The 12,347-nt window shown below is 59.2% G+C and carries 10 protein-coding genes; 7 read left to right on the forward strand and 3 right to left on the reverse strand.

Annotated elements, in window-relative coordinates:
- Window positions 1-282 precede the first annotated feature (282 nt).
- From chiA to dppF, 6 genes are all read left to right on the forward strand, one after another.
- Window positions 283-1,974 (forward strand): chitinase ChiA, encoded by a 1,692-nt coding sequence (chiA, locus tag M6G53_RS12310; protein WP_253331795.1) that lies wholly within the window; start codon window positions 283-285, stop codon window positions 1,972-1,974.
- A 602-nt stretch (window positions 1,975-2,576) separates the two neighbouring features.
- Window positions 2,577-4,184 carry a dipeptide ABC transporter periplasmic-binding protein DppA gene (gene dppA / locus M6G53_RS12315; protein ID WP_033645061.1) on the forward strand — a complete coding sequence of 536 codons (1,608 nt, stop codon included), beginning with the start codon at window positions 2,577-2,579 and terminating at the stop codon, window positions 4,182-4,184.
- A 170-nt stretch (window positions 4,185-4,354) separates the two neighbouring features.
- The gene (dppB, locus tag M6G53_RS12320; RefSeq protein ID WP_253331797.1) at window positions 4,355-5,374 is read left to right on the forward strand and encodes a dipeptide ABC transporter permease DppB; all 1,020 of its coding nucleotides are present in this window, start codon (window positions 4,355-4,357) and stop codon (window positions 5,372-5,374) included.
- An 11-nt stretch (window positions 5,375-5,385) separates the two neighbouring features.
- Window positions 5,386-6,288, forward strand: coding sequence for a dipeptide ABC transporter permease DppC (gene dppC, locus M6G53_RS12325; RefSeq protein ID WP_253331799.1), 903 nt, complete (start codon window positions 5,386-5,388; stop codon window positions 6,286-6,288).
- A 15-nt stretch (window positions 6,289-6,303) separates the two neighbouring features.
- The gene (dppD, locus tag M6G53_RS12330) at window positions 6,304-7,284 is read left to right on the forward strand and encodes a dipeptide ABC transporter ATP-binding protein (protein ID WP_038874024.1); all 981 of its coding nucleotides are present in this window, start codon (window positions 6,304-6,306) and stop codon (window positions 7,282-7,284) included.
- Window positions 7,281-8,270 (forward strand): dipeptide ABC transporter ATP-binding subunit DppF, encoded by a 990-nt coding sequence (gene dppF, locus M6G53_RS12335; protein ID WP_015376237.1) that lies wholly within the window; start codon window positions 7,281-7,283, stop codon window positions 8,268-8,270. The genes dppD and dppF overlap by 4 nt, the downstream gene beginning before the upstream one ends.
- A 284-nt stretch (window positions 8,271-8,554) precedes the next feature.
- Here the strand turns inward: dppF and bcsG are convergent, their stop codons facing one another.
- The 3 genes from bcsG to bcsE are packed head-to-tail and all read right to left on the reverse strand — an operon-like array spanning window position 8,555 to window position 11,965.
- Window positions 8,555-10,210 carry a cellulose biosynthesis protein BcsG gene (gene bcsG, locus M6G53_RS12340; protein WP_253331801.1) on the reverse strand — a complete coding sequence of 552 codons (1,656 nt, stop codon included), beginning with the start codon at window positions 10,208-10,210 and terminating at the stop codon, window positions 8,555-8,557.
- Entirely contained in the window at window positions 10,207-10,410 is a 204-nt protein-coding gene (gene bcsF, locus M6G53_RS12345; protein WP_004934139.1) for a cellulose biosynthesis protein BcsF, read from the reverse strand. The genes bcsG and bcsF overlap by 4 nt, the downstream gene beginning before the upstream one ends.
- Window positions 10,397-11,965 carry a cellulose biosynthesis protein BcsE gene (gene bcsE / locus M6G53_RS12350; RefSeq protein WP_253331803.1) on the reverse strand — a complete coding sequence of 523 codons (1,569 nt, stop codon included), beginning with the start codon at window positions 11,963-11,965 and terminating at the stop codon, window positions 10,397-10,399. Before bcsE ends, bcsF begins: the two co-directional genes overlap by 14 nt.
- Window positions 11,966-12,154: 189 nt before the next feature.
- Between bcsE and bcsR the strand changes: the two genes are divergently transcribed.
- The gene (gene bcsR, locus M6G53_RS12355; protein WP_253331805.1) at window positions 12,155-12,346 is read left to right on the forward strand and encodes a cellulose biosynthesis protein BcsR; all 192 of its coding nucleotides are present in this window, start codon (window positions 12,155-12,157) and stop codon (window positions 12,344-12,346) included.
- Window position 12,347: the final 1 nt, after the last annotated feature.

Here is a 12,347-nt window from a genome sequence, read left to right on the forward strand (position 1 = left end):
AATTAATTCACACTCCTTATTCCCATTAGGTTCTTCTTTTCATATTTAAATAAATTCATGCTTGTCAAATAAAACCCGGTTGATAGCGCTCTTGTTTTCACGTTTTTTTTACCTATAGTCTGAATGGACAACGCGGGAGTGCTTATTCCCGCTGCGTGGAAAATACCGTGATTATTTATTAACGTTAATCTTCGTGGATTATTGCGGGTTCATTTTTCTCCGGCAATGCGTGACGACGATTAACTCTTTTATGTTTATCCTCTCGGAATAAAGGAATCAGTTATGCGCAAATTTAATAAACCGCTGTTGGCGCTGTTGATCGGCAGCACGCTGTGTTCCGCGGCGCAGGCCGCCGCACCGGGCAAGCCGACCATCGCCTGGGGCAATACCAAGTTCGCTATCGTTGAAGTCGATCAGGCAGCCACCGCTTATAATAATCTGGTGAAGGTAAAAAATGCCGCCGACGTTTCGGTTTCGTGGAATTTATGGAATGGCGACACCGGCACGACGGCAAAAATTTTATTAAATGGCAAAGAGGCGTGGAGCGGCCCTTCAACCGGTTCTTCCGGTACGGCGAATTTTAAAGTGAATAAAGGCGGCCGTTATCAAATGCAGGTGGCGTTGTGCAATGCCGACGGCTGCACCGCCAGCGATGCCACCGAAATTGTGGTGGCTGACACCGACGGCAGCCATTTGGCACCGTTGAAAGAGCCGCTGCTGGAAAAGAACAAACCGTATAAACAAAACTCCGGCAAAGTCGTCGGTTCTTATTTCGTCGAGTGGGGCGTTTACGGGCGAAATTTCACCGTCGACAAGATCCCGGCGCAAAACCTGACTCACCTGCTGTACGGCTTTATCCCGATCTGCGGCGGTAACGGCATCAACGACAGCCTGAAAGAGATTGAAGGCAGTTTCCAGGCATTGCAACGCTCCTGCCAGGGCCGCGAGGACTTCAAAGTCTCGATCCACGATCCGTTTGCCGCGCTGCAAAAAGCGCAGAAGGGCGTCACCGCCTGGGATGACCCCTACAAGGGCAACTTCGGCCAGCTGATGGCGCTGAAGCAGGCGCGTCCTGACCTGAAAATCCTGCCGTCGATCGGCGGCTGGACACTGTCCGACCCGTTCTTCTTCATGGGCGACAAGGTGAAGCGCGATCGCTTCGTCGGTTCGGTGAAAGAGTTCCTGCAGACCTGGAAGTTCTTCGACGGCGTGGATATCGACTGGGAGTTCCCGGGCGGCAAAGGTGCCAACCCGAACCTGGGCAGCCCGCAGGACGGGGAAACCTATGTGCTGTTGATGAAGGAGCTGCGGGCGATGCTGGATCAGCTGTCGGCGGAAACCGGCCGCAAGTATGAGCTGACCTCCGCCATCAGCGCCGGCAAGGACAAGATCGACAAGGTGGCTTACAACGTCGCGCAGAACTCGATGGATCACATCTTCCTGATGAGCTACGACTTCTACGGCGCCTTCGATCTGAAGAACCTGGGGCATCAGACCGCGCTGAATGCGCCGGCCTGGAAACCGGACACCGCCTACACCACGGTGAACGGCGTCAATGCGCTGCTGGCGCAGGGCGTCAAGCCGGGCAAGATCGTGGTCGGCACCGCCATGTATGGCCGCGGCTGGACCGGGGTGAACGGCTACCAGAACGCGATTCCGTTCACCGGCACCGCCACCGGGCCGGTTAAAGGCACCTGGGAGAACGGCATCGTGGACTACCGCCAAATCGCCAGCCAGTTCATGAGCGGCGAGTGGCAGTACACCTACGACGCCACGGCGGAAGCGCCTTACGTGTTCAAACCTTCCACCGGCGATCTGATCACCTTCGACGATGCCCGCTCGGTGCAGGCCAAAGGCAAGTACGTGCTGGATAAGCAGTTGGGCGGCCTGTTCTCCTGGGAGATTGATGCGGACAACGGCGATATTCTCAACAGCATGAACGCCAGCCTGGGCAACAGCGCCGGCGTTCAATAATCGGTTGCAGTACGTTGCCGGGGGGATATCCTTTCGCCCCCGGCTTTTTCACCGCCGAAAGTTTTTTTACGCCGCACAGATTGTGGCCTTCGCCGCCGCAAAACGCGGCCATCGGACTCACCCTTTTGGGTAATCCTTCAGCATTTCCTCCTGTCTTTAACGGCGATCACAAAAATAACCGTTCAGATATTCATCATTCAGCAACAAAGTTTTGGCGTTTTTTAGCGGAGTTAAAAACCAGTAAGTTCGTGAGGGTCAGATCAATGCGCTAAAAATGACCGCTTAGCATAAATTTTCATGCTGGAACTGTTAACAAAAGGTTTTTTTTATGTTTGTTTGCTGTTTCTCACAGTCTGCGTAAATCCCCACTGGTTATATTGACGACACCCCAAACAGTTGGCAACTTGATAGCCTCAGGGGTAAGAGCGAGAGTTGTTTGAGTGAATTCCACGCGCTCAGACGTCCCCGCCGCGATGCGTTCCATCCGGCATTCTCTCATCTTACGCCTTCTGCCTTCGGGCGCCGATCGCACAGGCCACGCAATAAAAAATACAGGCCTGGCGGCAATTACACACATCACATCACACAATGGAGCACTAACGATGACACGTTCCTTGGGTAAATCGGGGGTTCTGAAATTCGGCATTGGGCTGATCGCGCTGACCGTGGCGGCCAGCGTACAGGCCAAGACGTTGGTTTACTGTTCTGAAGGTTCCCCGGAAGGGTTCAACCCGCAGCTGTTCACCTCCGGCACCACCTACGACGCCAGCTCGGTACCGATCTACAACCGCCTGGTCGAATTCAAAGTCGGCACCACCGAACTGCAGCCGGGTCTGGCTGAGAAGTGGGACGTCAGTGAAGACGGCAAAACCTACACCTTCCACCTGCGCAAGGGCGTGAAGTGGCAGAGCAGCAAAGACTTCAAACCGACGCGCGACTTCAACGCCGACGACGTGGTGTTCTCCTTTGAACGTCAGCTGGATGCGAACAACGCCTACCACAAAGTGTCCGGCGGCAGTTACGAATACTTTGAAGGCATGGACATGCCTAAGCTGATCGCCAAGATTGAAAAAGTGGACGACAACACCGTGCGCTTCGTGCTGAACCGCCCCGAAGCGCCGTTCCTGGCTGACCTGGGCATGGACTTTGCGTCCATCCTGTCCGCCGAATACGCTGACGTAATGATGAAAGCCGGCACGCCGGAGAAAGTCGACCTGAATCCGATCGGCACCGGCCCGTTCCAACTGCTGCAATACCAGAAAGACTCCAAGATCCTGTACAAGGCGTTCGATGGTTTCTGGGGCACCAAGCCGAAGATCGATCGCCTGGTGTTCTCCATCACGCCTGACGCCTCTGTGCGTTACGCCAAACTGCAGAAAAACGAATGCCAGGTGATGCCGTTCCCGAACCCGGCCGATATCGCCCGCATGAAGCAAGACAAATCCATCAACCTGATGGAACAGCCGGGCCTGAACGTGGGGTATCTGTCGTTCAACACCGAGAAAAAACCGCTGGATAACGTGAAAGTGCGCCAGGCGTTGACCATGGCGGTCAACAAGCAGGCGATCATCGACGCGGTTTATCAGGGGGCGGGCCAGGCGGCCAAGAACCTGATCCCGCCGACCATGTGGGGCTATAACGACGCGGTGCAGGATTACGCTTACGATCCGGCCAAGGCGAAAGCACTGCTGAAAGAAGCGGGCATGGCCGACGGCTTCAGCATCGACCTGTGGGCGATGCCGGTACAGCGTCCTTACAACCCGAACGCGCGCCGCATGGCGGAAATGATCCAGGCCGACTGGGCCAAGATCGGCGTGAAAGCCAAAATCGTGACCTATGAGTGGGGTGAATACCTCAAGCGCGCCAAAGCGGGCGAGCACCAGACGGTGATGATGGGCTGGACCGGCGACAACGGGGATCCGGACAACTTCTTCGCCACGCTGTTCAGCTGCGCGGCGGCGAAAGACGGCTCCAACTACTCCCGCTGGTGCTACAAGCCGTTTGAAGATCTGATTCAACCGGCGCGCGCCGAATCCAACCACGACAAGCGCATCGAACTGTACAAGCAGGCGCAGGTGGTGATGCACGATCAGGCTCCGGCGCTGATTGTCGCACACTCTACCGTGTACGAGCCTGTGCGTAAGGAAGTGAAAGGCTACGTCGTGGATCCACTCGGTAAGCATCACTTCGAGAATGTCTCTGTAGACTGATTTCGACCGCTTTACCGGAGACGCACGAATGGACTTGCAGGGGCGCAACGGGTTTGCGCCCCTGCTGACCAGTCTCCGGCGTATGGCCGTCGAGTCGTTCAAAGGCATGTGAGCGTTAATAAGCCTGGCGGACGATGAGCTGCCGGGCATTGATACAGAGAGTTCGGGATATGTTGCAGTTCATACTCCGACGTTTGGGGTTAGTTATCCCAACGTTTATCGGCATTACGTTGCTGACTTTTGCATTCGTCCATATGATCCCCGGCGACCCGGTGACCATCATGGCCGGGGAACGCGGTATCTCCGCCGAGCGCCACGCGCAGCTGATGGCGGAAATGGGGCTGGACAAGCCGCTCTATCAACAATATTTCTCCTACGTGTCCAACGTGCTGCACGGCGATCTGGGCACCTCGCTTAAAAGCCGCATCTCCGTCTGGAGCGAGTTCGTTCCGCGCTTTCAGGCCACGCTGGAGCTGGGCTTCTGCGCGATGCTTTTCGCGGTGTTGGTAGGTATCCCGGTCGGGGTGCTGGCGGCGGTCAAACGCGGCTCGGTCTTCGATCACACTGCGGTGGGTATCTCGCTGACCGGCTATTCGATGCCGATTTTCTGGTGGGGCATGATGCTGATCATGCTGGTGTCGGTGCAGCTTAACCTGACGCCGGTGTCGGGACGCATCAGCGACACGGTATTCCTCGACGACAGCCATCCGCTGACCGGCTTCATGCTGATAGACACTCTGATCTGGGGTGAGCCGGGCGACTTTATCGACGCGGTGATGCACATGATCCTGCCGGCCATCGTGCTGGGCACCATCCCGCTGGCGGTGATCGTGCGCATGACCCGCTCCTCGATGCTGGAAGTGTTGGGCGAAGACTATATCCGCACCGCGCGCGCCAAGGGCGTGAGCCGCATGCGGGTGATCGTCATCCACGCGCTGCGCAACGCGCTGCTGCCGGTGGTGACGGTGATCGGGCTGCAGGTCGGCACCATGCTGGCCGGCGCCATTCTGACGGAAACCATCTTCTCCTGGCCGGGGCTGGGCCGCTGGCTGATCGACGCGCTGCAGCGCCGCGATTACCCGGTGGTGCAGGGCGGGGTGCTGCTGGTCGCCTGTATGATCATTCTGGTTAACCTGCTGGTAGACGTGCTCTACGGCGTGGTCAACCCGCGTATTCGCCACAAGAAATAAGGGGCGCTCTCATGTCTCAAATCACTGAGTCTGCAGTTAAAGGTGCGCCGAAGCCGATGACCCCGTTTCAGGAGTTCTGGCACTATTTCAAGCGCAATAAAGGGGCCGTGGTCGGCCTGGTGTATATCGTTCTGATGCTGGTGATCGCGCTCGGCGCCGGGGTGCTGGCGCCGCATGCGCCGGCGGACCAGTTCCGCGACGCGCTGCTCAAGCCGCCGGTGTGGCAAGAGGGCGGCAGCTGGCAATATCTCCTCGGTACCGACGACGTGGGCCGCGACGTGCTGTCGCGCCTGATGTACGGTGCGCGCCTGTCGCTGCTGGTCGGCTGTCTGGTGGTGGTGCTGTCGCTGATCATGGGCGTGGTGCTCGGCCTGCTGGCTGGTTACTTCGGTGGCGTGGTGGACGCGGTGATCATGCGCGTCGTCGACATCATGCTGGCCCTGCCGAGCCTGCTGCTGGCGCTGGTGCTGGTGGCGGTGTTCGGGCCGTCGATCGTCAACGCCTCGCTGGCGCTTACCTTCGTCGCCTTGCCGCACTATGTGCGTCTGACGCGCGCGGCGGTGCTGGCGGAAGTAAACCGCGATTACGTCACTGCTTCGCGGGTGGCGGGCGCCGGCGCGCTGCGCCAGATGTTCGTCAACATTCTGCCTAACTGCCTGGCGCCTTTGATCGTTCAGGCTTCTCTCGGTTTCTCGAACGCCATTCTGGACATGGCCGCTCTCGGCTTTCTGGGTATGGGCGCGCAACCGCCGACGCCGGAGTGGGGCACCATGCTCTCCGACGTGCTGCAGTTCGCGCAAAGCGCCTGGTGGGTCGTGACCTTCCCCGGCCTGGCGATCCTGCTGACGGTGCTGGCATTTAACCTGATGGGGGACGGTTTGCGTGACGCTCTCGACCCCAAACTCAAGCAGTAACAGAGGACGAGAGAGATGGCGTTATTAAATGTAGACAAGCTTTCGGTGCACTTCGGTGACGAAGGCACCCCGTTCCGCGCGGTAGACCGCATCAGTTACAGCGTGGAGCAAGGCCAGGTGGTCGGCATCGTCGGTGAGTCCGGCTCCGGCAAATCCGTCAGCTCGCTGGCGATCATGGGCCTGATCGATTTCCCCGGTAAGGTGATGGCCGACAAGCTGGAGTTCAACGGCCAGGATCTGCGCAAGATCTCCGAAAAAGAGCGCCGCCAGTTGGTGGGTTCCGAAGTGGCGATGATCTTTCAGGACCCGATGACCAGCCTGAACCCGTGCTACACCGTCGGTTACCAGATCATGGAGGCGCTGAAGGTGCATCAGGGCGGCAATCGCCGCACTCGCCGCCAGCGCGCTATCGATCTGCTGACCCAGGTGGGCATTCCCGATCCGGCCTCGCGGCTGGACGTGTACCCGCACCAGCTTTCCGGCGGCATGAGCCAGCGCGTGATGATCGCCATGGCTATCGCCTGTCGGCCGAAGCTGCTGATCGCCGATGAGCCGACGACCGCGCTCGACGTGACCATCCAGGCGCAGATCATCGAACTGCTGCTGGATCTGCAGCAGCGCGAAAACATGGCGCTGGTGCTGATCACCCACGATCTGGCGCTGGTGGCGGAGGCGGCGCACCACATCATCGTGATGTACGCCGGCCAGGTGGTGGAATCCGGCAAGGCGGCGGAGATTTTCCGCGCTCCGCGCCACCCTTATACCCAGGCGCTGCTGCGTGCGCTGCCGGAGTTCGCCGCCGACAAGGCGCGCCTGGCTTCGCTGCCGGGCGTGGTGCCGGGCAAATACGATCGCCCGACCGGTTGCCTGCTCAACCCGCGTTGTCCCTACGCCAACGAGCGCTGCCGTAACGAGGAGCCGGAACTGCGCAGTATTCCCGGCCGTCAGGTTAAATGTCACACACCGCTGGATGATGCGGGGAGGCCGACCGTATGAGCCAGAATCAACCTTTACTGCAGGCGATCGACCTGAAGAAGCATTACCCGGTGAAAAAGGGCCTGTTCGCGCCGGAGCGGCTGGTCAAGGCGCTGGACGGCGTCTCCTTCACCCTGGAGCGCGGCAAAACGCTGGCGGTGGTCGGCGAGTCGGGCTGCGGAAAATCGACGCTCGGCCGTCTGCTGACGATGATCGAAGTGCCGACCGGCGGCGAGCTGTACTATCAGGGGCAGGATCTGCTGAAGCCGGACGTCTCGGCCGAGAAACTGCGTCGCCAGAAGATCCAAATCGTGTTCCAGAATCCTTACGGATCGCTCAACCCGCGCAAGAAGGTCGGGCAGATCCTCGAGGAGCCGCTGTTGATCAATACCTCGCTCAGCGCCGCCGAACGGCGGGAAAAAGCGCTGGAGATGATGGCGAAGGTCGGCCTGAAGACCGAGCATTACGACCGCTACCCGCACATGTTTTCCGGCGGCCAGCGTCAGCGTATCGCCATCGCCCGCGGGCTGATGCTGAACCCGGACGTGGTGATCGCCGATGAGCCGGTGTCGGCGCTGGACGTGTCGGTGCGTGCGCAGGTGCTGAACCTGATGATGGATCTGCAGCAGGAGCTGGGGCTGTCCTATGTGTTCATCTCGCACGATCTGTCGGTGGTGGAGCACATCGCCGACGAGGTGATGGTGATGTACCTCGGCCGCTGCGTGGAAAAGGGCAGCAAAGAGGCGATCTTCAACAACCCGCGCCATCCGTACACTCAGGCGCTGCTGTCGGCGACGCCGCGATTGAACCCGGATATGCGCCGCGAGCGCATCAAGCTGACCGGCGAACTGCCCAGCCCGATGAACCCGCCGCCTGGCTGTGCGTTCAACGCCCGCTGCCGCCGCGCCTTCGGCACCTGCGTGCAACTGCAGCCGCAGCTGAAACAGTACGGCGAGCAGATGGTGGCCTGCTTTGCGGTCGATCAGGACGAACATCCGGGGGCGTAACGCGCCGGGGTCCACCCTTTAAACCAGCGCCGGCATAATGCCGGCGTTTTTTGTTATTCAATCAAATGGTTAGTCATTAAACGATCGCTATAACCCGTATATTTAATTTTTTTCTTAACGAAATCCTGACAAAAGTTATTTTTTTAGGAATCTTCTTATCAAGGTAATAAGATTCAACGGGGCGTCATCAATAACATTCGGCAGGCCGAGAGGCTCTGCCGTTTTATATTTTACAAATCATAAAAAGCACGCCGTTGGCGTGCTTTGGGTTGAGGTGGCCGCGTTTATTGCGGATAAGGCACCCAGTCGCCGCCGTTCAGGCGAATGTAAGGCTTGCCCTGATACTGTATCACGATGGCGTTGTCGTTTTCGGAGATGACCGGGGTCTGCGGCAGCCCCTGCGTCAGCGCCTGCCAGTCGACGCTGGATTCGCTGAAGACCTTGCCGTCCACCAGGCGCGACACCAGCTCCGACAGCGCCAGATAACTGCTCGGCGTTTTGATCTGCAGCGGGCTGCCCTGGTGCGGCGCTTTCATGCCCACCAGTTTGATGCCGACCGGCGTATGGGTAATGTTCGGGCTGGGAATGTCGCGCAGGCCGGACATCTGCATCTTGTCGCCCACTAACGCGGCGCCGTGTTCCGGCACGATCACCACCACCACCTTGCGGCCGGATTTTTCCAGCTGGTCGAGGAAGGTGTTCAGCTGATCGAACAGCTTCTGCGCGCGTGGCTGATAGTCGGCGCTCTTGTTGGCGCCGACGAAGCGGTTGCCGTCGTGCAGCGGGATGATGTTGAAGAAGGTCGCGGTGCGGCCGTCGCCGGCTTTTTGCTGCTGATCCAGCCAGCGAGTCAGCAACTCGAGATCGTTGTAAACCGGTTCCCCGTCGAACGAGGTCAGTTCGTTGCTGATGCCGGCCTGTGACATCAGCGGCGCCTGCATGTCGCCCTGTTCGCGCAGCTCTTTCAGGAAGTTGCCGAATACCCCGGAATGATCGAGCATCAGCTGCTCCTTGAAGCCCAGCTTCGCCAGGTTATCGAACAGATAACACTGTTGATTGACCGGCTGGTACAGGTCGTGATGCGAGAGCTGGCCGCAGCTGGCGCGCAGCAGGCGAATGGCCGCCGGGCCGCTGTAGGCGGTAGCCGAGTTGAAGCTGTCGAACATGATGTCCATTTTCGACCACAGCGGGTGATTCTGCAGGTTGACCGCTTCCATATCGGCCCAGGCCAGCGAACAGATGTTGATCACCAACAGATCGAACGGCTGGGCATCGGTGGGCAGGGTGGCCGGAAACGCGGTGGCGCGGCCTTTTTCCCGCTCGTAGAACTGGTTCAGGTAGGCCGTCAGGTTGGCGCTGGTCGGCGGCAGGCTGTCTGCCGGCGCCTTATCGCCCGCCGCCGGGGCCGTGGCGGCGGCGGTGTTGGCGGTGTCGGTCGATGCGGTAGGGCTGGCCGGCAGCAGTGAGATCGCCGGCCCGGCGATGTTGACGAGATTGAGCCACGTCAGCGCCGCCACGGTGAATACCGTGACGCGCACCCACTGCGCGACGAACAGGTAGGCGATGAGCAGCACGAAGGCGGCACCAACCATCTGCCAGTTAATGAAGCGATTGGCCAGCTCCAGCAGATACTGGGCGCTGAAGCCCGTCAGCTGCGAGCCCTGACTGAGAATGCTGTTGATGCCCGGCAACCAGGTATCGTGGTAGAACAACGCGATACCGATCGGGATGGCGATATAATGGCGCCAGCGATGCAGGCGTTGCGAGGGGATCGGCATCAGCAGAAATGCCATGAACACCAAATTCGGTAGCGCGTGGAAGTTGAGATAGCCGAACCACAGCAGGCCGAATTTAGCCAAAAAATAGAGGTTCCAGCCGCCCAGCCCGCGCCAGTAGCGCCACAGCGCGTTATCGGATTGCATATTCTTGTTTGGATTCATGGCTGCTTCTTACGTTTAATCTGAGATGAGGAGCCTGTGCGCACCCACAAACCGGCGGATTTCAAATAGCGCGGCGATAACAACAGGTTTTGCCAGTATTGACGCAAATGGGGAAAGCGCCGGTGAAAGGCGTAGCCCAACGGAATGAAGATCAGCGCGCACAGCAGGATCAGTTGCACGATGTCGTTAAGGTTCAGCATGCGGTTCCTCCTGCGGACCGAGCGGCAGCGTGAAGGCGACCGGCTGGCGCCGTTCTGCGGGCGCCGCCGTCGGCGTCACGCTGGGACGCGGTGAGATGCCGGCGGCGCCGGTGGCCGAGATCTGCCAGTGCCCCTGGGCCATGCGTTTGATTTCTGAAATGATATCGACATCCTGATGCCACACCACCCGGTTACTGAAGGCTTCGTCTACCGGCAAACGGAAGATGAACTTCAGCGCGGTATCCAGATCGTTGATGCGGCAGGTGGAGAGAAACAGCACCAACCGCCCCTGCACCACGGTCATCACATCGCCGAAACGCCGCAGGTGGCACAGGGTCATCGCCTGCTCGGCGCGCAGACCGGTGGCCGGACGCAGCGCCACCATCACGCCTTTGCCGTCCTCGGGTAGCAGCGTGTTGCCCATCAGCGAAAGCACCGCCTGGCTGAACGGCTCCGGCCGCATATAGCCTTTGAGCTGCAGCGGGCGCAAGCCGGCCAACAGCGCATCGATGTCGGCAGGCACATGGCGCGAGAAGCGCTGCCCCTGGATGCCCTCGAGCATGGTGAGAAAACGCGACAGCGGCGCGACGTGCGGCACGATCAGGTTGGCGCCGCAGGCCAGCAGCAGCCGCTCGTCGCTGTAGCGCAGGCTGGCGCTCATCTCGCGCACCGCGATTTTCAGGCCGTTGCCGCGGCTGCGGCGCAGGGTGTGGATCTGATGCGCCAGGTGATCGATTTGGTCGCTTTGATACAGCGCGAACACCAACGTCGCCGAGAGCCTCAACATGCCGTGCTGCGCCAGTTCGTCGTTGCTCTCCAGCAGCTGCCAGTTGGCGGACAGCGGCGGTGCGCCTTCCAGAATGCTGCGTTCGGCCAGATACTGGCCTTCGTCGCTGCGCAGGGCGGTGGGGGAGGGTTGGCTATTTTCATCCTCGCCTTGCCAGCCGCCTTCTGCGGCGTACAGCGTCAGCAACTGATTGGCGTTGATGCCGTTTTCGGTGCTCCACCAGTTCACCAGGTATTGCGCGCTATCCTGCTGCCATTGCAGGCTGGCAAGGCCGTTCAGGATACGGTGCTGCGTGCTGAGCTGCCCCTTGAGCTTGTTGATGCCGCCGCCGTGGCTGAGGATCAATAGCGTACACCCTTGCTGCCGTAGCCAGGCGGCAAGCGCGCGCGTCCACTCGCGCAGCTCAGCGGTGGTGAAGGTTTGCCACAGGCTGGCGTGCGCCAGCAGGATAAGTAAGCGATTTTGCGGCCGCAGAGCGCGCATCAGATCGTCGCTCAGCTGCGTCAGCGCGGCTTTTTTCTCCGGTAGTTGATACAGCGGCAGTTTCTGCAAAGCGGGCGAGGCCAACTCGGCCAGCAGGCGGTCGGGTTTGTCGCCGCTGCAGATCAGTGCGGCTTTTTCCGTGGCCGGCTGAGCGGCGATGGCCTGGCGGCACAGCAGCGCGGCGTCGCTCTGCCGATCGATATTGATCCAATACAGCCCTGGGGCCTGCATCACCGACAGCTCTTCCCAAATCTGCCGAATACCTAGAGAAAAAGAGTGCGCCATAGGATATGTTCTACTTTCGTTGAAAGCCGACTAAAGGCGTTTATATTTAATGATAGCCATTTTTACTCTGGCAATAACAAATCTCCGAAGCTTTGCAACAATATTTGTTGAGAATCATCTTATTGCCTATCTCTTTTTGTATCGTTGCTATAGTTAATTAACATAGCCTATTTTCGCAAAGGCGGAAGCATGAATAACTCACCCACCCATTTTCGTGCAGCGCTACCTGGGGAGAGCCAGGATGACCTGCAGGCGCTCAGTCAGGCTTTTTCCTTGCCGCAATTAAGCTATGTCGATATTTCACGGCAGGAGCGGTTAGCGCAAATGATGACGCGTTGGCCACTGCTGGCCGAATTGGCGCAGACTATGGGGAGCCACTGAT

It is taken from the genome of Serratia nevei (assembly GCF_024160145.1).
GTDB lineage: Bacteria > Pseudomonadota > Gammaproteobacteria > Enterobacterales > Enterobacteriaceae > Serratia > Serratia nevei_A.

What these genes read in the sequence shown, in the direction of transcription:
- chiA (WP_253331795.1), top strand. Translation starts at nt 283, where the DNA reads ATGCGCAAATTTAATAAACCGCTGTTGGCGCTGTTGATCGGCAGCACG.
- dppA (WP_033645061.1), top strand. Translation starts at nt 2,577, where the DNA reads ATGACACGTTCCTTGGGTAAATCGGGGGTTCTGAAATTCGGCATTGGG.
- dppB (WP_253331797.1), top strand. Translation starts at nt 4,355, where the DNA reads ATGTTGCAGTTCATACTCCGACGTTTGGGGTTAGTTATCCCAACGTTT.
- dppC (WP_253331799.1), top strand. Translation starts at nt 5,386, where the DNA reads ATGTCTCAAATCACTGAGTCTGCAGTTAAAGGTGCGCCGAAGCCGATG.
- dppD (WP_038874024.1), top strand. Translation starts at nt 6,304, where the DNA reads ATGGCGTTATTAAATGTAGACAAGCTTTCGGTGCACTTCGGTGACGAA.
- dppF (WP_015376237.1), top strand. Translation starts at nt 7,281, where the DNA reads ATGAGCCAGAATCAACCTTTACTGCAGGCGATCGACCTGAAGAAGCAT.
- bcsG (WP_253331801.1), bottom strand. Translation starts at nt 10,210, where the DNA reads ATGAATCCAAACAAGAATATGCAATCCGATAACGCGCTGTGGCGCTAC.
- bcsF (WP_004934139.1), bottom strand. Translation starts at nt 10,410, where the DNA reads ATGCTGAACCTTAACGACATCGTGCAACTGATCCTGCTGTGCGCGCTG.
- bcsE (WP_253331803.1), bottom strand. Translation starts at nt 11,965, where the DNA reads ATGGCGCACTCTTTTTCTCTAGGTATTCGGCAGATTTGGGAAGAGCTG.
- bcsR (WP_253331805.1), top strand. Translation starts at nt 12,155, where the DNA reads ATGAATAACTCACCCACCCATTTTCGTGCAGCGCTACCTGGGGAGAGC.